Genomic DNA, 19,635 nt, shown 5'->3' on the forward strand with positions numbered 1-19,635 from the left:
TACATGCCCCATTAGATTACCGGGCATTCGTCATCCACCCCGTTCTGCGTATCGACGACGAAATGGGTGACGACGCCGATCACCTGCAACTCATTCAGGCACTCTCCCTCTATCGGATCACCATCATGCGTGATGAACGCCTTCCCCATAAACTTCCCGAAATAGGTACGACCATCCAGGCTGGCGAACAGCACGTCGCCTTGCCGCGCTATTAACCCCCTGTCGACCACAGCCGCGCCGGTTGATGTCTCAATGACCAGGCTGTTAGCCGTTAAATTGCATATGATGTCAGCGCACATCGTTGTTTCAATGTAATCAGCCGCTGGAGACGGGAAGCCCATTATTGAACGTACCCCATACTGCGTAGCATCCACAGCCGGTTTTCGCTGGTATCTGGTGTCTTGTCCACGAATCCTGTCTGGTATCGCTCTATCCACTTATTGGCATCAGCCAGAGTGTAATGCCAGTTGCGATTGCGCAGTTCACGCACGAAATCCGCCGTCCGCAAGCATTGATAGCCCTTGGGGTTTTTGTGTATTGCCGCAACGAACGCGCCGCTAATGTCTGATCTGCGTGCCATAGTCTCCCTCCATTTATACTGTATATATAAACAGTATTTCAAAGGGGAGATTTGGTCAATACCAAAAAGAAAGCCCTCACATGGAGGGCTGTGTTTGTAGGTCAGTAATCCCACTCAAGTCCGGACAGCGATACGAACTGAGTTCCTGCTGGAAGCGTCCCATCCTGAACGCGGATGTGATCTGTTACTGAGATATGAGAATTTACAAAGCCTGTCGAACCAAGCATCAATGCAGTATAGCGACCGCCGGGAGAGACAGGCTGCAACGCAGCTGGCAGCGATACTATATTTGCTGTCGCGCCGGAACCTACCTGCATAAATCCACGCACTGATGCACGATAGTTTTTCAGGGAAAATTCATACTGCTCATTCTCAGATGATGCCGAATTCCATCCTAAGGTAAGAGACGGGCCGGTGCTGCCTCCGTCCATTTGAAATTTAGATTTAGTAATGATGCTGTAACGCTCGCTACCAACATAAATTTTTGCATAGGTGGTCATGAAATAAAGGCTTCCAACCGTGGTCCCTTCCACCTGATCGATGAAGATACGTGCAAATGCCAAAGCTGTAATCATTGCATTGGTGATGTTTACACCCTCGCACCGGCCAATAGAGAGCTGAGCTGAGGGATTTTCAGTAGGCTGATTTAGGTAAATTCCACGCTTACAGTTTGAGGCTCTGACATGATCGATTCTGATGCGTGATGAACTATTATTTCCGTCAATAATGAAAGCATACTCACCAACGATAGCATTGTTATCAGCAAGACCATCTGCAACAATATTAACAATATGCACATCAGCTAATGGCATTAATCCGGCACCGTGCACTCCCCATACTGCCCCGCTTGTATGTACACTACCAATATAAACAGGACCGTTGAAAGTCCTGGCATTTGGGTCAATATCCACGCCATGTTTAGCGTATGCTGGTTCAAACCATGGGCTAGTGTTTCTCGGTTTATAGGCGTAAGTGAAGTCGTGAACGAAAACGTTACCGCAGTTTGATGATCCATCTGCTTTGATAATTAGTCCGTTTTCACTTTGGCAGTATGCAAAAATACCCGTAGCCACTACGTCAGATGCTTTAATGATTACGCCATGTGAGCCACCGATGCCGGTGACGTTGTCTAACCGACCATGGCTATAACCTTCGGTAAGTACCGCGTGACCTAGCGCCTGGCTGTTATACATCAATCCAATGATGTTACGCAGCACAAGTCCATTTTTTTGTTCCAATCCAGTAGATGGAGCGCCATAAACAAATGCATCCCATGTATTGCCTTCAGGATGTGAAGCAGTGGTTGTGTCAGCGCCGGGATATTTTGAATTGATGTAATCTCGGCCATTGTCAAAGCCGATGTTTTCCACTGTCAGGTTATTCGCCCAGGCGATGAAGCGACCAGCAATAACCGATCCGCCGATAAGTCGAGTAAGTGTAGAGTTCCAGGTTGGCGCTCTTTCACCAAGTATACGGATATTATCAACGTTCATGCTGTCTGCATTAACGTTCCATTTCCCTGACTCATATCTTGCTGCCGGGACGTATACCGTCCCCCCCGAAGGAATAGCTGCTATCGCTTCTTTAAGTGAGGAATAGTTAGCAATATTGACCGTAGGCAACATTGCATAAGATGCGTTGAGATATGCGCCAACCGAGCCGTAAGGATAATCCATACCCGGCTGATAGCCGACAAGCCCAGCGCCCTCTTCCTTTTTCAGATCAGCTCGCAAAGAGGCATCGCCAACTCCAACCCATGCGCCTTTTTGCACTCCCCCTGTGCTATCTGGCGTTGAGCCAGGGGGTACTACTTTGGGGAAGTTGCCGTCCCACCGGTAGTATTCCCCGTTGCTCTTCCAGCGCAGGCACTCGTTAGCAGTGCTAAGGGTGCTGCCATCTTCAAAAGAATCCTTCGTGATATAGCCATAATTCAGAATTGCCTGATTAGCATTTTTCTCAATACCATACCATGTTTTGCGAGGCCTCCCAAGACGGTCTGGCCATGTCTCGTTCGCCATATCGTTGGTTAAATGATCGAGATTCTCGGCGTTATCGTATAAATCTTTAGCAGCAGCGGACCCCAGCGGATTGCCGGTGTTATAAGTCGTCATATGGGCCTCAGTAACGAAAAAACCCGCCGGAGCAGGTTCATGAGAAGTGGATTTACTTAAGCAACATTGCCGGGATAGTTGGCGTTGTCGTACTGGTAATAGAGTGGCGAATACTGCGCGGCGTTGAGCTGGCAGGTTCCGTCTGAAGACGGATCGACACTTGTAACCGTGGCGTCATACCCAACCCTTCTGGATGAGCAGAAAATCAGGCGCAGCGGCTCGATGTACGGGCTGTTCATCTCCCACTCGCTGAGGCGCAGTGCATCGCTCTCCGGAACCGTCAGTGTGTATGCATCTACGCGTTCTGGTACCAGCAGCGGCGTTGCGCTACCGTCCTGCAGGCGCAGCAAGCAACGGGGGTTTTCAAATGACCAGTCCAGCGGCTCACTGACTTTCATGGTTACCAGTGCGCCGTCGTGGATCATATCCGTGACCAGGCAGCTGATGGTGTCACTCCCCGGGATGTCATCGGTCAGCACCAAGCGATCGCCATACTGGTAGCAAAGCGCGTCCAGCTCCGTGGAAGTGGAGTGCGCCAGCCGCTGATACAGATGCTTCATCAGACGTCGCATCCCGATCCGCCAGGCCCGATCCGGGTCTGTAACCCCGTAAAGCTTGTAGTCCTCGACCTTACGCGGCGTGCCGCTGCCCTGCCTGCAATGTATGGTTTCCTCTGCCCAGGTCAGGCTGCTGACGAAAGTGACGTCCACTGCGTCGAAGTCATCCTCTGTCGGTGCTGTGAACGACGTCTGGAGCTCCTCGGTGGTTTCCTGCGGGCTGATGACGCCAACCCAGTTTTTAACCCCTTCACGTCCCACGCTGGCCAGTCCGTCGGAAAGCAGGAAATAGCTCATGCCGGCGTTGCAGATCGTCTGCAGGATATCGAGTGCTGATTTGCCGGACTCACTGGCCATGTAGTCGAACGTTTCCCCCCGCGGCGTCCAGTATGCCGACTCGAGCGCGGCGATCGCCGCGGCGTCAGCTTCCATACCAATTGATTCAAGAATATGCCACAGTGCACCGCTGATGCTGCGCGCCGGGTAACCATTGTCATAGATACGCGGCGACGTCACGCTGACGCGGCGATCGGACTGCGCGGCCAGGCGGGAGCCCGTCCTGACGGTTAGCCCGATAATGGTCACGCCCTCATAGCGCGCAGGACGACGCGGCAACCGCGAGCGAAGTGCCTGCCAGTAAACCTGATCGCGCGTGCTGCTGCCCGCCGGCGGCTCGGTACGGCGCATGCGTACTTCATACTGTCCGGGTGTAACGTCGATCACCTCAGTGAACCCTATCTGGTCTTCAGTCTGGCGCTCATACCCCAGCGCGACCTGCTGCCAGTCACTGGTGCTACCGGCGGCACGGTACTGAATGATTATCCCAACTCTGGCGGATCTCCGCTTTCCTTTGCTGTTGTAGCGCACCAGTCCGTTCTGGAAATTCAGGTTTATCTCCATACGGTCGGTGGTCTCGCCGTCAGGACAGCACAGGAAAGGCCCCAGCCAGTCATAGTTATCGTTAACGCCGGTAACCGACGCATCCAGTAATGTACGTGCGGTAAAACCTGTCCAGCGCGGATCCACTGTTGTTGCCGTGTTCCCGGCCAGGTCTTTGGTAACCGTTACGCGCGCTACGGTGATCGTCAGCGCATTAATGGCCGTTATCTGGTACTGATACCCGGAGGGGGTCAGGCTAAATCGCTGCTGACCGGCAGGCAGACCGGCGAACGGCGCACCCGACGGGTAAGACAAGCGCAGACTCGCCAGCCGGGCAGCGGTACCACCGCTGGATGCCAGGCCCGCGACGGATACAGGAGCGCTGCCGAATAAGACCACCGGCAATGAGCTGAAGGTTATGGACCCACCAGCGAACGGGCTAGACTCCTCGCTTATAATAATGCGCCCAGATTTATCGTTGGCAACTAGCCCGGATCCGTTCAGCTGACTGGTAATCGCTGACACCAGGCCGGACATAGTCACGTAGTTTGCGGTCAGCGACACAGGCAAGGCGCGGTTTTTCCAAGTAATACTGAACGTCTGCTGGCTACCGCTGAAGTCGTAGGTCTGGGGCGCGGCGCTGGCGGTGACAGTAGCGCTACTGCCACCCACGCCGGGAACAGCCGCAACCGCCGGGGAATACTCTGCGACAACCAGATCAAACTGGTCATTGTTGATTTCAAGAGTCAGCGGCATACCCACCAAAGGGGCGAGTTCATCCACCGATCCGGCGATCTCGCTATACCCGGCGGTACTGGTTACCCTGTACGTGTCCGGAGCATCAATGTTAATCAGCGTGCCCTCCACCCAGCCGGACGGGATCTCCGTGTCACTGTCCCCGGATGACACAGAGCCAATCAGCGTCACCGTATTGCCGGATACGAGTACAGCATCAGCGTCAACGGTGACGGCGGCCGGGCCGCTGGTACCGAGATCCAGACCAGAGCCACCAGCGGATGTACCACCCACTTCCGTGGAGTTGTACCAGTTCTCAGAGCGGGGATCGGCAGAAACATCTGCGCCCGGCGGGTATACGGTGTAAGAGACATCATCGCCAAAGCTGCTGACAGGCGTTGCCCCGATGCGCAGATCCTCTTTTTTGATATCTCCACTGCCGACGCCCCAGCACACAAACATGCTGGTTACCATGTCACGTTCGTTGACGAACCGGCTGACAGGCTGCACAACATAATCCGGATAGACGCGGTAGAGACCAAACACCTCACGAATGGGATCGCCCAAGCGGGCGGCGTTAGCTTTTGCCGGATCAAGCGATATCTGGTCGCCCTGCCCCTGCCCACTGAGCCCTCCCTTATCCATGGTGGTCATCATGTAGATGGAATACGCTGCTGATGCTACCGCTACCGCAACAGCCGTCCATACCAGCCAGGCGGGCGCAGCTGGTCCGTACGGGATAGGGTAGATTCGCACATCGCTGTCAGGCCGAAGATGGCAGAGCGGCCATTCCTCAGGCGGGATGGGGGCGCCGTTGACTTCGGCCGCAACGGGCTGCTGCCGGTCATTCTGGTAACCGGTAACGTTTTCTGCAAACCACTGATGGAGTGTAAGGGAGTCGTGTTCGTGCGTCTCCAGCGGTTCACCCGGCAGCCGGGACGGATAAATGCGTATGGTCACTCGTAATACTCCACGGATGAATAAAGCCTCTCAAAGCGGGCCAGCGGCAGGATAGTCACGTTACGGTGTGGGTTTGATTCGAGAACATGCAGCGTTCCTTCGATATTGACCACCACGCCCAGGTGATCGATAACCCCCCGGAATAACACGCAGCCACTGCCCCTTCTTTCGCTTCCACGCGTCGGACGTTGGCCGAGAACGCCACGCACGCCCGTGCCATCGTATCCCCTTCGCGGATCACGCCCTCAAATGCAGGCCATTCCGGAAGCCCGAGATCCCGGCGTACCTCATGCACAACGCCGTAGCAGTCAAGTACCGGCCAGACGCGCCCGCCCATCTGCCAGGTGACAGAGCGGTATTTGTCGATATTAAACATTGAAACCTCAGAGGTAGCGAAGGCCCGGAAAAGAAGGCAGCGTGTAGCGGTAGCGTGGCCACGCCATATCCAGCACATTCATATAGCCCGCGGTGATCTGCACTTCGGTTGAAGTCCATGACCCGGTTTTAATGGACAATGTGTACGGGCGCGCTGCGGGTGCGTTCAGGCTGGTTGAGATGTACAGGCGGTAGGTCAGCGTTGCGCCCTGAATATTCTCCAGGGCTTTACGGATCGTGCTGGATACCTCACCGGTAATATTACTGATGGCAAATTTAAGATCCTGCGTACCGTCATTGTTGCGGGCTGGCAGCGCAATATCAATGCCACAGCCCTGAAAGGTTAGTAGCTCGCCATTCTCAGTTGTCACCTCGATGTCGTCCCAGCCACGGGTGAGGTAATAAACGTCATTGCCGATGTTGATCTGTAGGGTCTCGATCAACACTTCGTCACCGCTTGATGCATAAAGCCGGTTCAGTACCGTCATGCGTTTGGCCACTCCCTGTTAACAGCGAGATCGATAATGTCAGCGCCGGTAATAAAGCCCGGGAATACACCCCAGCCTGGAGCCAGTAACGGACGTTCATAAAGCTCAAGCTGTGCCGAGTAACGCCAGAAATTCCCGCCTTCCAGACTTGGCCCCTCGTAAATGTCGGTGAACCGGCAAACCTTTGGGGCTTCGCCTCCGGGCGTGCGCAGGTTCATGTTGAACCAGTCCGCGCCGTCCGTCAGCACGTCGCGAAACCATGCCTCGAATGCCTGCGCCTGCTGGTCTGTCAATAACCATGATATGCTGGCCACTGTCGGTGTCGAGATGTAGCGGCGGCGCTGCCGTGCACGTCCGCTGGTCATCTGCGTTCTGACTATCGGGCTGACAGGCTGAAAGCCGTATCCCTCCTGAAGAGGTACGGGTAGTGCATCATGTGGATAGTTAATATTGGTTGTAATGGCCATCAGCGCTTTTTCCTCCCAACCGCCCAGCCGTTGTTAAGGGCTTTTGATGCCTGCCCTGAACCGCCAGCCAGATCGTTAGCCGTCATCTGGTAGCCCAGCGTCGCGCCGCGCTTCACTGCACCCTCAATCAGAGCCAGAGTGCGCTGATCTGGATCACCGTGAACCTCGAGAGGAATGGTGATGTTTGGTGCCTGACTACCGGTAGACTGTTTTCCTACACGCTCCAGCGTGGCATCCAGTTTCGCGCTGGTTTTGGCGGTGGTAACGCGTTCACCTTTTTGCAGCAACCAGGTGCCGGTTTCCGGTACCGAGTCGATACCGTCATGAGCCTGGCCCTTGAGGGCTGAGCTGACGCCCAGCATCAACACACCCGCTCCGGCAGCGGCAGCTGTGGCTGCTGACCCCGCAAGGGCTGGCCCCACATACGGCACACCAATCATGCTGGTAAATGCCTGAAGTGCAGCCATGGCTACCTGAGCAGCTGCATACTGAAGCAGCGCCGCGCCCATCGACTGAATAAAGGTGGCGGCGAAGTCCTTAACGTTCATCTTCCCTGTTTCAGCCCATTCGATAATCATATCGGTCAGGCTGCTGAATGCCTGCGCGCCAACCTGCTGCATATTGGAGTACAGGTCCATAGAGGCTTCTATTTGCGTGGCAAGCCCCGAGACAAAACCAGCGTTACCGTTATTGCGGAGATCGTCAACCTGCTGGTAATAGTCCTCCTGAATCTGCAGGCGTTCGGCCATCGCGTCGTTCAGAGCCTGCGTCTCGCTGTCATACAGCGTTTTGGTGATATCGCCAGATTGATACTGTTTCTGGAGATCAGCCTGACGAGAGAGGAAATCGGCCTGAATCTGAAGGCGATCATGCATACGCTCGCGCTCCTGCGCGCCCAGCCACCCACCAGCAACATCGATATCAAGCGAGGCTTTCTCGTTCTGGTTGGATGCATGCAGCCCGGCGGTGAACTCAGCCAGTTTGAGGTTTTCTTCATTCGCCCGGCGAACAGCGTTCAGGCGGTCAATTTCGGTAGCTAGCTGCGACAGGCGGGTTTTCTGCGTCTCGTTGAGTCCGGCCAGCTTTCCGTCAGCAATATCAAACTGAAGCCGTTGAAGCTCAGTTACCTCGACCACCTTTTTACCTGTGGTGTCGATCAGCGCTATCTGGCGCTGGTATGCCTGCTCGGTCGCCTTAAAGGCGTTCTCAAGTTTGTTGGCTCCTGCATCTGCCGTGGGCTTACCGTTAACTTCTCCTTTTCCAAGCTTATATCCCGTAGTAGCGGAGCTGCTCGTAACTGCCGGGAATATTGGTAAAGAAGTCTGGAATTTATCTAAACTGGCAAGTTTTTCGCGCAGTTCCTTTAATTCTTTTTGCTTGGCATCGGTATCCATACCAATACGGTTTATTCCAGCCAGAAAACCTTTATCGCTCAGGTCAGCTTCAAGATTTTTAATCCGCCTTTGAATTTCTACGCTTGAAGCGTTGGCCGCAACTCTTTGTCCGCCCTGAAAGTTCTCTACAAGGCGACCCAACTCCGAAGCTGCGTTACCGAGCCATCCGACAAGAGATGCTACACCACCAACCAGCTCCGATAATCCCTGCAAAACTGCTGGGTCGGTGAAAGTCTTTTTAAGATCATCCAGCCCTTCCTGAAGTGGTGAAAGATCAACTTTAGCGAGCCCTGCAGCAATCTCCATCTTCAGACCACTGGCCTGTGCTTCCAGATCCTGAAATATCTGATTCACTTTTAAAAGGTCATCTATAGATTTCGGATCTGGTGCAACACCGTAGTCTTTCGCCAGTTGAATAAACTCGTTTAATTTTTGGTTATTATTATCAAATAGCGGTAATAGCTTTGATAGATCATTACCGAGGCTTTCAAGAATATTGGTCTTTTCGGCGTTGGTATTTATTTTCCCTAGCGCGTCACCAATAGCTATCAATTGTTTATCAGGGCTAACCTTAGATAGTTTTTCCGCGGAAAGGCCCAAGGCATTAAGCGCGTCGACCGCTTCACCCGACTTATTAAGTACAGCATCACCGATTTTATCGCCGATATCTTTAAAAATGTCGGCTATCTGGTCACCTGACACTCCAGCCTTTTCAGCGGCAAACTGCCAGGCCATCAGTTCCTGCGTAGATACTTGCAGAGACTTTGCCCACCTGTCCGTTTCAGTGATTTGTTCAGAGGTGGACTTCAGTAAAGCTATTCCTGCCGAGGATACAGCAACTGCCGCGCCCGCTGCGGCTGTACCTATGGTGGCAATGGCAGAGCCCGCAGCCTTTACATCTGACTGGACTTTTTTCCGCCACTTCTCAGACGAGCGTTCTGCTTTATCCATGCCAGCAACAAAACCACCCACCTTGGCGATCAGGTCAATCGTCAGGGTTCCGAGGGATTTACCGGCCATATTATCTCCATAAAAAAACCGCCAAAGCGGATATTTTTACATTCAGGGTTTATTCGGTGATTATTACCGCCTGCTGACTAATTCCAGTTTTTCATCGCGTCTTCCAGCGACACGGGCGGCTCGTCAATATGAGGCGCGAAATCACTGATGCGGAACGACGGGGTGTCCTTACCTTTGTTGACGTTCGCCAGCACGGAGGCGATCAGCGCCGCGCCCCACTCTGTCCGCATCATCGGGTTCAGTCCTCCATACTGGCTGCGGTACCGGAGCCAGAGCTGGAACTCTCTGAGGCTGAGTCGTTCTTGAGCTTCGGCGATCGTTCTTCCGCCGATGCCGTTGAGGACGAGCTCGCACCAAACCTCATCTTCGGCGGTGAGTTCATCTTTCCCAGCTCGTTCACCTCCTGAATAGCGACCAGCAGCGCCACCGTAAGCGCCCCATCAAGCGCGCCGCGCTCCGGATCAGCTTCGCCGGTGATATCTTTGGGCGTAAAAATCGGGTTGCCGGCTTCATCACAAACCGCCGCCGCGATATAACCGGCTACGCCATCTATTTTGCCTGCGCTGGCCTGAATGCCCTGGGTAGCAGCATGGTAACCGGCAGGCCGAATGAACACCGTTGCGGTCAGCTCCTCTTCTCCCTGTTTCCAGGTGATCTCTTTTTCAATCGGGCGGCCGGTGAACGCCCCGGCTTTTTTCAGATTATCGAGCGTCAGTTGCATGATTTTTCCTGCTCCAAAAGTTATACGGGGCATACGCCCCGCGTTGCTTAACTGCCAGCTTGGACTTTCGGCACCCATACCGCCGGGCCAGAACGCTGAACCGATGCCGACGTGGCCACAACCGTGTTAGCCGCAAAATCGAACGGGAAATCGGTCACCTTGCCTTTGAACACAAACCAGGTGCGGTCTTCCGGAAGTTGGAGGCCATCTACGCTACCAGCTCCTGATCCGACTGTAGGCGCTGACTCACCATCAGCCCAGCCCACTGCCCAAGTAAGATCGTCCTGATTGTCGGACTCTGCCATGCGGTGCAGCATCAGATGGCTGAGATTCGCCGGATCCGCGTTAAGCGTCACCGTGGCCGCGCCGGGGGTACGCAGACCTTTTTTATAAGTTCGCGTGCTTCGCTCACTGAGGCAGGTATCTTCAATCTGGTCGGCGGGGTTGCCGCCAGGGCTAAACGCGGTGATGCACTCAACTTCGCTGACTGCGCCGTCCGCCAGAACATAGAGCTGTGTGCCCTGAGTCACTACAGACATAGTTATCTCCGGATATAAAAAAACCGGCTCGGGGCCGGTGTATTGAGGGTTATCGCTTCACTATCCAGTCAACGTCGAAGGAATAGCGATAGCGTTTTGTTTCGGGGTCTTTCTCCTGCCCTCCCCAGCGCGTGATGTGCGCGTGCGGCTCTATGGCATCGCGCAGTGCAGCGGCGACGGCAATGACCTCATCCACCGTGTCGGCATAGGCATCCACCTGAAGCGTGAATGCATCAGCGTCAGGTCGCTGCGCCAGGTAGTTCTCCGGCGCTCCGGTGACATTCTGCCAGACCGCATACGGATAAACGACTGCATCGTCCTGCATACCGAAGGGGTAAACGCGCAACGGGTCAGACCCCAGCAATGCTCTTACGCGCGGGCTGCCAGCGCAAACGGCGAAAATCGGAGCGATCATGGCGGAACTCCTTTCTTCTGTGCGCGCTTAATGGCCCGGTCGAGCACCTTTTCGTATTCAGTGGCAAAAGTGTTTGTCACCTCGTTAAGGTTGTTCTCAGCTGCCGGACGCAAAAATGGCTGAGCGCGCATCTTCTCGGTACCGAATTCAATGAGTCGCCAGTGCGGGGTCGGGGCGTTCTCGCTCAGGTCAGGATGATTTTTCAGCACAGCGCCATGAAGCACGCCGATCCGAAATCCCAGGTCACCGGTGCGCCTGAACAGGCGACCATTCCAGCGCTGCGTGACGTTTGCGGCAATGCTGCGCCCGGTTTCCGGATCATCAATACGGCTGGCGTTTTCTTTAGCTTTTTCGACAATCACATTACCGGCGCGCCGGAGCGCCGCCCGGCCACCTTTACGCCGCAGATCGTCACTGACGGCATCAAGCTTACCCAGCAGCGACTCCAGCCCTGTGATACTGAAATCAATACCGTCAGCCATCATTAACTCCCCGCGAACACGGCAGCGTCAGGTATTCCCGGCCGCTTTTATCGTCTTCCAGCACGCCATGAATGTTGTAGATGCGGCCCCGGTGAACAATGCGATGTTTATCCGTGATATCATCCCGCCAGCGAATGGTGATCCGGGTAGTCACTTCACTTTGCGCGGCTCGCGCGGCCACAAAATCGCGGGCAGATAAATCAACAACACTGGCCCACAACTCTGCGACGTCAGCCCAGCCATTAGTGACGGCGCCTGTGGCAGGGCTTTGGGTTTTCACCGGCTTCTGGAGCATGACGCGCCTGTTTAGCTTTCCGGCCTGCATGCTTACCCCCTGGGTTTACCGCTGAGGTAAGTGTGTACCGGGGAGTCGATCGTGGTCGTTTCAATCTCCCCCACCATTGACTGGTAAATCATCGCCGCCAGGGCTTCGTTTGACTCCGCCAGCCGCGTCATTGCGGCGGTCTGCGCTGCCATCGCTGCCAGCAGGCCGTTTACCTGTTGCTCGTTCATAGGCAATGTCCCTCCATTTTTTCAGCCACTCCCGGCGGCGTTTACATCCGGCGCAGGCCATCAGTGCCACCGCCGGTGGCGTAACAGCAGCGCTTCGACGCCCAGCGGCGTTTCCGCCAGGTTCTGCGCCGCTGCCTCGCGGTTTGCGTACCAGTGACCAATCAGCAAAAGCATTGCCGCCCAGATACCCGAAGTAAAAAGAACCTCACGGGGAGGCTCCTTTTCTTCGTGGGGAGGTGTCAGCGATTCCACCAGCGCACCGTCGCAGAAGTGCTCAACGTAATCAACAGCTGCCGAGGCATAGGCAGCAATCAGATCGTCTTCGGCGCCACTGTCAACTTTCAGATGCGTCTTTATCTGCGCCATCTGCTCCGCGCTTATTTCCACCTTTACCCCCGGTTTTGGCTTTTTCAGACTGCACAGGATCGGAAGCTCCCACCTTTTCGGTTTCAACCTCTTCGGCCAGGTGCAATTTCACCAGTGCTTCGCCGATTTCTTTCTTCACCACGCGGGTTTCACCCTGTGACACCGTTCCGAGGTGATAATGCGAGAACATACGGAGAGCTTTAATTTTCATAGCGTTTACGCGGCCATTGCTGACCGCGCCCTTTTGTTATGCGCCGGTACCGACAGCAATATCACCGGTAACGATGGCGGCAGGACGATAGTGCGCCAGCGCCAGGCGCTCTTCGCACAGGATGGTCAGCATGTTTTTCACGAAGTTATCGCGATCCTGGTTGCTGATTTCGATAGTGGCATCCATGCGGTCCCAGACCTGAGAGGCAAGGCCAAATGCGCCGACGGTAAACGTACCGGCCGCCTGCGCTGTGGTGGACACGACCGGCAGCCCCCAGAGCAACTTCGAGGCAAATGCCTGAGGGCCGCCAAGGATGTAATTGCCGTTCGCGTCCTTCAGCAGCGCAATGCGATGCCAGTCTGCCGGGTTAAGAACGATACCGTCGGCTTCAAATTCGCTGAGTGATACCTGGTAGATAGCATGCGCCAGCACGTCAGCCCCCGTATCACCTGAAGCATTCAGCGCGGTTTCATACTCGTTGGCAACCACGTTCAGACCCTGCAGGTTGTCGCCGGTACCATCACCGTTCAGCATCTGGTTTTCTTCCACCAGTGCCAGGCCATACATCATGCGGGAGTTGATATAAGACTCCAGAGCCGGCGCATCGTCCATAATCTGACGCGATGCCTGGATCCAGTGGGCGATGGTCTTCACGTTCGCCATTTCTTTGGTGAAGGTGATGTTACTTTCCGGCTTGAGGGTGCCTTCCGCCACCGGCGCCGCAGCGTTGGTAAACACGTTCTCGCGAACATATTCCAGTGCGTTACTGGTGATACGCCCCTGCGCCAGAAGATCACGCACGGTCAGACGGCGCAGGCCTGGCATGAGAATGCCCGGCTGCTGCTGCGGCAGAACCAGCGCACCGGCGGAGTTAGCACCCGAGCCGATCGCCTTGTCGAAGCTGGTTACCTTCGCTTTGGTGCGCGAACCGTCCCAGCCCTTCATCAGGTCTTCGGACACACGCTCTGCAAAAGATTTCTTCGCGGTCTGGTCGGGGACGTTACCAGCGAGCTTCTGCTCAAGATCGAACAGGCGCGTACCGGTGGTTTTCAGTTCATCCTGCGCTTTGGTCAGGTCGGCCTGGAGTTGTTTGTTAATTTCGCCATTTTCATTAATGGACTTACGTTGTTCGTCGATCAGTTGCTTCACTTCTTTCTGTGAATTCTCGATCGCTTTTTCCAGTACAGATAATTCAGACATGTGTTGCTCCGTTAAGCATTCCGCAGATTAGCGGCAAAGGAAGTTATGCGCTGTGCCAGCGCGTCAATGTCGCCGCTACCGGACTCGCTCCGGCCTGCGGACTTCACGCGGGCAATAAATGCCTGCGCCTCAGCGCGCGTCAGGCCGACTGAATCCCTCAGCCAGGCCTCCGCGTCACGAATGGTTTTGATACCGTCGATACACTTCATGGCGGTCACGCCTGCCAGCTCATTAGCCGGGAACGTGCAGACGCTGATTTCCCGCAGATAGGAGATGTTTTTAAAAATAAGGCCGGTGCTCCCGACGCTGTAATCGTCAGGACCGACAGAAAACCCTACTGACATGCCCTCAACAGTGCCGTGCTGCATGGCGGCTTTAAGATCTTCTGAAATGCTGAGTCCAGGCGTAAGCTGTCCGCGGACATACAGCCCTTTCTCATCTTCATGCATCGCATCCCATTTGCCGACAGGGATGGCGCGGGTCTGGTGGTTGAAAAACATGGCCACTTTACGACTCTGGCTGGCGATCACACCCGCAAAAGCGCCGGGCAAAATAATGTCGCCATCGGCGTCGGTGTTATTGAAAACCGAGGCGTACCCCTCAAAGGTCCCCTTACTGCCGTCGCCGGTAAACTTGATTTCTGTCTGGTCGAACGCCAGCGTTTTTTGAATCTCAGGCATCGTAGCCCCCATAAAAATTAAGCCCCTCCGGAGAGGGGCTTGTTATTTGTTCCGAGATCGGTGATCGGTATGTTCTGCGACTGGCGCGTTGCCACATCGCCACCGGGCAGGGGCGGCAGGTTATCCAGCCGTCGTACTTCATTTACGGTACGGATCCCGGTATTAACCATGATCTGCATAAACGAGGCCCGGCTTGTAGAATCGCCGCGCAACAGCCCGTCGAGATTATGTTCGGCGTGAATACTGCCCTGCTCTGATTCTTTAACCAGCCAGCGCTCAATGCTGTATTCCCAGCGATCGAGATAAGGTTTAAGGGTGTACTGGAGGAAGCCGAGGTTTTGCTGCTCGATGCCGGATCCCCATGAGGTGCTTTTATCCACATCCCCTACCAGATGCGGAGGTACACCGTAAAAGCGCGCCAGTTCGGCGACCTGAAATTTTCGCGCTGCCAGAATTTCGGAGTCCTGAGGCGAAACCCCGATAGCCTGTGTAGTGAAACCGCTCTCCAGGATCCACAGGCGTTTCTTAACCGGACCGCCGGCAATCTCTTTGAAGTTTTCTTCCAGTTGCCCGCGCTGCTCTTTGGTCAGTACCTTGCCGTCAGTCATCAGGATCTGCGGTGACTTCGCGCCGTTTGCGAAAAACTCACGCTGGTTATCTTCCATGGCAATGGCAACACCGGCAGACTTCGCGCTGAACGCCAGGGGTGACAGTCCGGTCAGGCCATTAAAACCAAATCCCTTGAGATGGAAGATTTCTTTCTGTGAAAAGTCGGCATATTCCGTGTCACGGCGGTACCGGTAGATAATGGTTTTACCGTTATCGCTGAGCCGCACCTCCATGTTGGCACTCATCAGCGGAACCATACTGATAACGTCGCCGACGCTGTTTCGTTCCACATGCGCGTAGGCATTTCCGTAGGCACACAGCTGCATTGTCATGGCCTCGCGAAACTCCAGCGCGGTCATGAAATTGTTAGGCCGGAAGCGCAGAAGCTTTGCGAGAGGATGCGTGCCCGGTACTTTGCTGCGCTGATCATCTTTGGTCTGGTAGACATCAAGGGGTAACGATGCGGTGACGGTGGAGATAAGCCTGATACAGGCCCACACCGTACTGATTTGCATATTACGCTCGTCAGTCACCACCGAGTCACCGACCACACCGTGCGCAGACGTTCCCGCCATCTGCGAACCTTTATCCGGCGTCACCAGTCGGCCGCCGGTCAGGATGGAGGCCATGCGCGCCCAGAATGGCGATCGCGTTCGCAGGTCAATGCTGTAATCGGTATCAGCCATGTTTACACGCTCAAAAAGTTGTAAATGAAATCGTTAACGTCACCCTGCTCTTCCACCTCGTCGCTGTTCTGCGCCCCGACGGACATTGCCAGCGCGACCATGCCATCGATGCGCCCGCTAGATTTGCCTTTTACGAATTTGCGGTTGCCCGCAGGGTCAGTGATGACGGTCGCATTTTTGGCGCACATCTCCAGGATCGGATGATTGCCGTGCTTCAGCTGCGCGCCGAGCAGTTTGGTTTCCAGCTCACGCAGCGCCGGCGACATAGATACAAAGCCCTGCCCGAATTCCACGAACCGTTCGAGTTCAGCTTCTGTGAATCCGGCGTCAATAAGGTGCGGGCGAAGAAAGCGCATGTTGTAACGGTCAAAGGCCAGCGCCCTGACGTTGCAGGTATCGAAGATGTCGCGCAGCTCTTTTGCGATAAAGGCGTACTCAATGGCCTTGCCGGGCGTTGTGTTGAGGTAACCCTGCCGCGCCCAGATGTCATAGGGCACGCGATCGTTACGGGCCTTATCAGCCAGTCCTTCCGCAGGAAGCCAGAACTTACAGTGCACATCGCCTCTGGCAGAATTCAGCACCAGCGCCGTCAGATCCGAGACGCTGGACAGGTCAAGCCCGCCCCAGACGGTGGCACCGGCCAGGCTGTCAGGTTCTTCTTTATTCATATGCCAGACGGTCTGACTGACGAAGGGGCTTTTCGCTTCCACCCGCCGGTTAAGGACAAGGTTTTCAAACTCAGCCTGGCGCGACGGCAGACGTTTGGCGCTGGCGGCCATGTCCAGCACTTCCTGCTGGTTCATGAACACATCAAATGCCGGGTTTGCTGCTCTGATCGCTTCAACCGAAAACGGATCAATATCTTCTGGCGCAGTCTGTAACCGGACCACCGTGCGCGGGTCGGCGCCAGTCAGCCCGTCATCAATCAGCAGGCTCAGGAGGTCGCTGGCATCCGGTGCCTGGGTACTGATAATCACCGAGATCGGGTTTTCCTGCGCGGCGGTTGCTGTCTCCAGTGCCTCGTAAAGCGGATCACGCGGGCCACGAACCTGGCCTAACTCATCGTGGGCCACAAAGCGCGGCGAGAATCCGTAAGCGGTTGTAGCTTCGGCGCTCAGCGCCCGGTAATAGGAGCCCAGTTCAGGGCAATGGATCTCTTTGGCTGAGTCTTTAATCGCCACGTACTGCATCAGCACCGGGTTCATCCGGCACATTTTTGAGGCGAGGTTAAAGAGGATTGCAGCCTGATCGCGGGAACGCGCCGCTGAATAAAGCTGGGAGTTGTGCGCCGCCTCCGGGCCAACCAGATAAAGCAGCATCAGCATGGCAGTTTCCACCGTCTTGGCGTTTTTACGCCCCCTGCTGATGATCGCGCGGCGGGTGCCGTGCACGTTGTCAAAAATTGCCCTGAAGTCATCCTTCATGAAATCGGCCATCTTCAGCCGCTGTCCGACAAACTTGCCCTCAGGAATGAGGATGTTCTGCTCACACCACCGGATGTTTCGTTCAGCCCGTGTAAGGTTCTTTTTAACCATCAGCTACTCAGCCTTAATCAATTTCCCAGGGCTTCTTCTCCCGCGCCAGGTTGTTATGCGCCCGCCCTACTGTTTTCGGGTCGGCTGTGGCCTGGCGCGTGATCCGCAAACGGGTAGCCAGTGAAGATGCGGAACGGACTTCACGCTCACGCATGGTCAGCAACCGGTCGTAACGCTTAAGGCCATCTTCACGGGACAGCCATTCCAGCTCGAACGCTTCCAGCTGCGTGGTGATGATCCTGGCCTGCACGACATGGCGGCAGTACATCTCCATCATGTCGCGATGGGTTTCGGTGAACGAACTGGCAGGATTGTAATTGACCAGTCGGATCCAGACATTGATCTCCGGATCGCTGAGATGCAGCGACGGCTGTAATCTGCTTTCAGCCAGCGCCGGCAGCGAGACAGCAGACGTCGCAGCGAGAGACTTTCTGCCTCGCTGTGCCATCACTTTTTCCTTTTTTTCTGGACGTTTTTAATAAAAAGACTGAGGGCGCGGTCTTTAAGATTTTGCCGTCAGAGTTTTATCCCTCCCCCCCACCCTTCCGGTCTGACAAATGAGAATCGCTCTCACTTCTCGATGATGCGCAGGTTATCGCGGGGCTGAGGGTTTGGCACCAGTCGTTCGCGGGTACCGATGGGAATGGTCAATGTAACCGTGGGCAGCGTCTCGCCTACCTGATGGTGGAGGCTGATCGCAGTGAGTGAGCTGAAGCTGATGCCATCGATGCTCAGTTCAATCAGCTTGCCTTCACGGTATTCAATCCTGAGGTCCTGCATTGCATGCTCCTTTTACCAGATAACCCGGCCTTCACTGTCGAACTCTGTCACCGTTCCGCCCTTCTCCATGCGCTGCTTCACGGAGTCGTGGCAGCGTTTGCATAAACTTTGTAAATTTTCCGGGTCGTGAAAGAGTGTTTCATCACCCTTATGCGGTGTGACGTGGTCAACGATGGAGGCTGACACTACCTGATTACGTTTAAGGTGAAACTCGCACAGTGGCTGTTTCTGCAACTGGTGGTAACGCAGACGGTACCAGCGCTTGGTGTTGTAGAGGTTATGCCAGGGTGAACTGGAAGCCATATTCACTCCAATAAAAAAGCCACCAGCGGATACCAGTGGCTTGAATGGGTTGTGGTGTACGTGTTGGCTCGGGTGTGCCGATCTAAGTCGGATAGCCATCGTAAAGGTGCGCTCGCCTTTTCCTGCTTATTTGACGATTAACACGCACACCACAATTCGTCATTATCACAGGCACTCAGTGAATGCCTGCTGTAATGCCTTAACAGTCGTCATCAGGCTTGGCTACAGAGCGACACGCAAACATGCAAGCTTTCTGCATTTCCGTTTTCGCCATAGCAACCCAGCGCGGATCTGCGCCTGTCTCTTTAGCTGTATCCAGTAGGTGGAGGAAATGACGACTCACATCTTTCATCCGGTTCATCACTTCAATATCGCCCGGCGTTAACGTGCGATAACCCTTAACGGTGCTGCCGTCCTGCGGTTTTGCTTCGCTCATTGTTTTACCTTATGGGTTAATGGTGCGCTGCGATGCGCTTTAAATGACGGCGATTAACGAACGTCAATATCAGGGATGATCACCGACGGCTTGAAGGTGACACGGTAATGGTTAACGCTGGCGTTCGTGCCGCTCAGGTCTTCCATAAACCAGGTCACGTTATCCGACAGGCCCAGCATGTGCTTTTTGTAAGTGTCCGGCCCGGTCTTGCAGATAACGCCCAGCGTTCGCTCGGTGCTGGTATTGTCCTTTGAGCAAAGCCCGGTAATTTCCAGCATGAACTCGCCGGTAATCCCGTTATAAAAAACAAAGCGCCGTTGCGCCTCAAAGTTATCAGCGGCCTTGCTTACGTTGCGGCTGGCTACATCGGCATCATTGATATCGCAGGCAGCAAGCGCCAGCACCGCCAGGCAGAGAAGCGTCTTTCTCATCACGTTTTACCAGAGTAATTGATTGTCTCGTTGCTCAGGGTGAGCAGTGGGCCGGAGTCGCGGCGCTTCGCAGCGTGGCTAACCGTGTTGTTGTGCAGCGGAGAGAACATCATCAGGCGCTCTGCTGTGAAAGCGCCTTGTGACAGTGTCTCAGGAAAAAAC

At 54.9% G+C, this 19,635-nt stretch carries 25 protein-coding genes and 1 pseudogene; all 26 read right to left on the reverse strand.

Annotation, left to right across the window (positions count from 1 at the left end):
• Positions 1–11 precede the first annotated feature (11 nt).
• The 26 genes and pseudogenes from BMF08_RS17465 to BMF08_RS17585 all read right to left on the reverse strand — a co-directional run bounded on the left by BMF08_RS17465 (position 12) and on the right by BMF08_RS17585 (position 19,473).
• The gene (locus tag BMF08_RS17465) at positions 12–341 is read right to left on the reverse strand and encodes a hypothetical protein (protein ID WP_072568802.1); all 330 of its coding nucleotides are present in this window, start codon (positions 339–341) and stop codon (positions 12–14) included.
• Positions 341–580 carry a hypothetical protein gene (locus BMF08_RS17470; RefSeq protein WP_072568803.1) on the reverse strand — a complete coding sequence of 80 codons (240 nt, stop codon included), beginning with the start codon at positions 578–580 and terminating at the stop codon, positions 341–343. Before BMF08_RS17470 ends, BMF08_RS17465 begins: the two co-directional genes overlap by 1 nt.
• A gap of 101 nt (positions 581–681) precedes the next feature.
• Complete coding sequence (locus BMF08_RS17475) at positions 682–2,691, reverse strand: hypothetical protein (RefSeq protein ID WP_072568804.1); 2,010 nt, start codon at positions 2,689–2,691, stop codon at positions 682–684.
• Between the two features lie 56 nt (positions 2,692–2,747).
• Entirely contained in the window at positions 2,748–5,822 is a 3,075-nt protein-coding gene (locus tag BMF08_RS17480; protein ID WP_072568805.1) for a host specificity factor TipJ family phage tail protein, read from the reverse strand.
• Positions 5,819–6,198: pseudogene (locus BMF08_RS17485) on the reverse strand (nitrite transporter). The gene BMF08_RS17480 and the pseudogene BMF08_RS17485 overlap by 4 nt, the downstream one beginning before the upstream one ends.
• 7 nt (positions 6,199–6,205) lie before the next feature.
• Positions 6,206–6,685: a DUF1833 family protein gene (locus BMF08_RS17490; protein WP_072568807.1), complete on the reverse strand. Its 480-nt coding sequence runs from the start codon at positions 6,683–6,685 to the stop codon at positions 6,206–6,208.
• A complete protein-coding gene (locus BMF08_RS17495; RefSeq protein WP_072568808.1) occupies positions 6,682–7,152 on the reverse strand; it encodes a hypothetical protein in 471 nt (156 codons plus the stop codon). Before BMF08_RS17495 ends, BMF08_RS17490 begins: the two co-directional genes overlap by 4 nt.
• Complete coding sequence (locus tag BMF08_RS17500; RefSeq protein WP_072568809.1) at positions 7,152–9,566, reverse strand: phage tail tape measure protein; 2,415 nt, start codon at positions 9,564–9,566, stop codon at positions 7,152–7,154. Before BMF08_RS17500 ends, BMF08_RS17495 begins: the two co-directional genes overlap by 1 nt.
• Before the next feature lie 77 nt (positions 9,567–9,643).
• Complete coding sequence (locus BMF08_RS21380) at positions 9,644–9,799, reverse strand: phage tail assembly protein T (protein ID WP_234007188.1); 156 nt, start codon at positions 9,797–9,799, stop codon at positions 9,644–9,646.
• A 5-nt stretch (positions 9,800–9,804) separates the two neighbouring features.
• Complete coding sequence (locus tag BMF08_RS17505) at positions 9,805–10,287, reverse strand: phage tail assembly chaperone family protein, TAC (RefSeq protein WP_072568811.1); 483 nt, start codon at positions 10,285–10,287, stop codon at positions 9,805–9,807.
• 47 nt (positions 10,288–10,334) lie between these two features.
• On the reverse strand, positions 10,335–10,826 hold the full coding sequence (locus BMF08_RS17510) for a phage tail tube protein (RefSeq protein ID WP_072568812.1): 492 nt from the start codon (positions 10,824–10,826) through the stop codon (positions 10,335–10,337).
• Between the two features lie 49 nt (positions 10,827–10,875).
• Positions 10,876–11,241: a tail completion protein gp17 gene (gene gp17, locus BMF08_RS17515; RefSeq protein ID WP_072568813.1), complete on the reverse strand. Its 366-nt coding sequence runs from the start codon at positions 11,239–11,241 to the stop codon at positions 10,876–10,878.
• On the reverse strand, positions 11,238–11,723 hold the full coding sequence (locus BMF08_RS17520; RefSeq protein WP_072569465.1) for an HK97-gp10 family putative phage morphogenesis protein: 486 nt from the start codon (positions 11,721–11,723) through the stop codon (positions 11,238–11,240). The genes gp17 and BMF08_RS17520 overlap by 4 nt, the downstream gene beginning before the upstream one ends.
• Positions 11,716–12,048: a phage head closure protein gene (locus BMF08_RS17525; protein ID WP_072568814.1), complete on the reverse strand. Its 333-nt coding sequence runs from the start codon at positions 12,046–12,048 to the stop codon at positions 11,716–11,718. The genes BMF08_RS17520 and BMF08_RS17525 overlap by 8 nt, the downstream gene beginning before the upstream one ends.
• Before the next feature lie 2 nt (positions 12,049–12,050).
• On the reverse strand, positions 12,051–12,236 hold the full coding sequence (locus BMF08_RS17530; RefSeq protein ID WP_072568815.1) for a hypothetical protein: 186 nt from the start codon (positions 12,234–12,236) through the stop codon (positions 12,051–12,053).
• A 60-nt stretch (positions 12,237–12,296) separates the two neighbouring features.
• The gene (locus BMF08_RS17535) at positions 12,297–12,602 is read right to left on the reverse strand and encodes a head-tail connector protein (protein WP_072568816.1); all 306 of its coding nucleotides are present in this window, start codon (positions 12,600–12,602) and stop codon (positions 12,297–12,299) included.
• Positions 12,571–12,813, reverse strand: a complete 243-nt coding sequence (locus BMF08_RS17540; protein ID WP_072568817.1) for a hypothetical protein — start codon at positions 12,811–12,813, stop codon at positions 12,571–12,573. Before BMF08_RS17540 ends, BMF08_RS17535 begins: the two co-directional genes overlap by 32 nt.
• Positions 12,814–12,849: 36 nt before the next feature.
• Positions 12,850–14,013, reverse strand: coding sequence for a phage major capsid protein (locus BMF08_RS17545; protein WP_072568818.1), 1,164 nt, complete (start codon positions 14,011–14,013; stop codon positions 12,850–12,852).
• 11 nt (positions 14,014–14,024) lie between these two features.
• A complete protein-coding gene (locus BMF08_RS17550; protein WP_072568819.1) occupies positions 14,025–14,693 on the reverse strand; it encodes an HK97 family phage prohead protease in 669 nt (222 codons plus the stop codon).
• A 17-nt stretch (positions 14,694–14,710) separates the two neighbouring features.
• Positions 14,711–15,988 (reverse strand): phage portal protein, encoded by a 1,278-nt coding sequence (locus BMF08_RS17555; protein WP_072568820.1) that lies wholly within the window; start codon positions 15,986–15,988, stop codon positions 14,711–14,713.
• 2 nt (positions 15,989–15,990) lie between these two features.
• A complete protein-coding gene (locus BMF08_RS17560) occupies positions 15,991–17,424 on the reverse strand; it encodes a terminase TerL endonuclease subunit (RefSeq protein WP_234007189.1) in 1,434 nt (477 codons plus the stop codon).
• A 112-nt stretch (positions 17,425–17,536) separates the two neighbouring features.
• On the reverse strand, positions 17,537–17,971 hold the full coding sequence (locus BMF08_RS17565) for a hypothetical protein (protein WP_072568822.1): 435 nt from the start codon (positions 17,969–17,971) through the stop codon (positions 17,537–17,539).
• Between the two features lie 122 nt (positions 17,972–18,093).
• Positions 18,094–18,303 (reverse strand): serine acetyltransferase, encoded by a 210-nt coding sequence (locus BMF08_RS17570; RefSeq protein WP_072568823.1) that lies wholly within the window; start codon positions 18,301–18,303, stop codon positions 18,094–18,096.
• Positions 18,304–18,315: 12 nt separating this feature from the next.
• A complete protein-coding gene (locus BMF08_RS17575; RefSeq protein ID WP_072569466.1) occupies positions 18,316–18,606 on the reverse strand; it encodes an HNH endonuclease in 291 nt (96 codons plus the stop codon).
• A 199-nt stretch (positions 18,607–18,805) separates the two neighbouring features.
• Positions 18,806–19,042, reverse strand: a complete 237-nt coding sequence (locus tag BMF08_RS17580; RefSeq protein WP_072568824.1) for an Acb2/Tad1 domain-containing protein — start codon at positions 19,040–19,042, stop codon at positions 18,806–18,808.
• A 53-nt stretch (positions 19,043–19,095) separates the two neighbouring features.
• Positions 19,096–19,473 (reverse strand): beta-sandwich lipoprotein, encoded by a 378-nt coding sequence (locus BMF08_RS17585; RefSeq protein WP_024559555.1) that lies wholly within the window; start codon positions 19,471–19,473, stop codon positions 19,096–19,098.
• Positions 19,474–19,635: the final 162 nt, after the last annotated feature.

Source organism: Enterobacter sp. SA187, from assembly GCF_001888805.2.
Taxonomy (GTDB): domain Bacteria; phylum Pseudomonadota; class Gammaproteobacteria; order Enterobacterales; family Enterobacteriaceae; genus Enterobacter_D.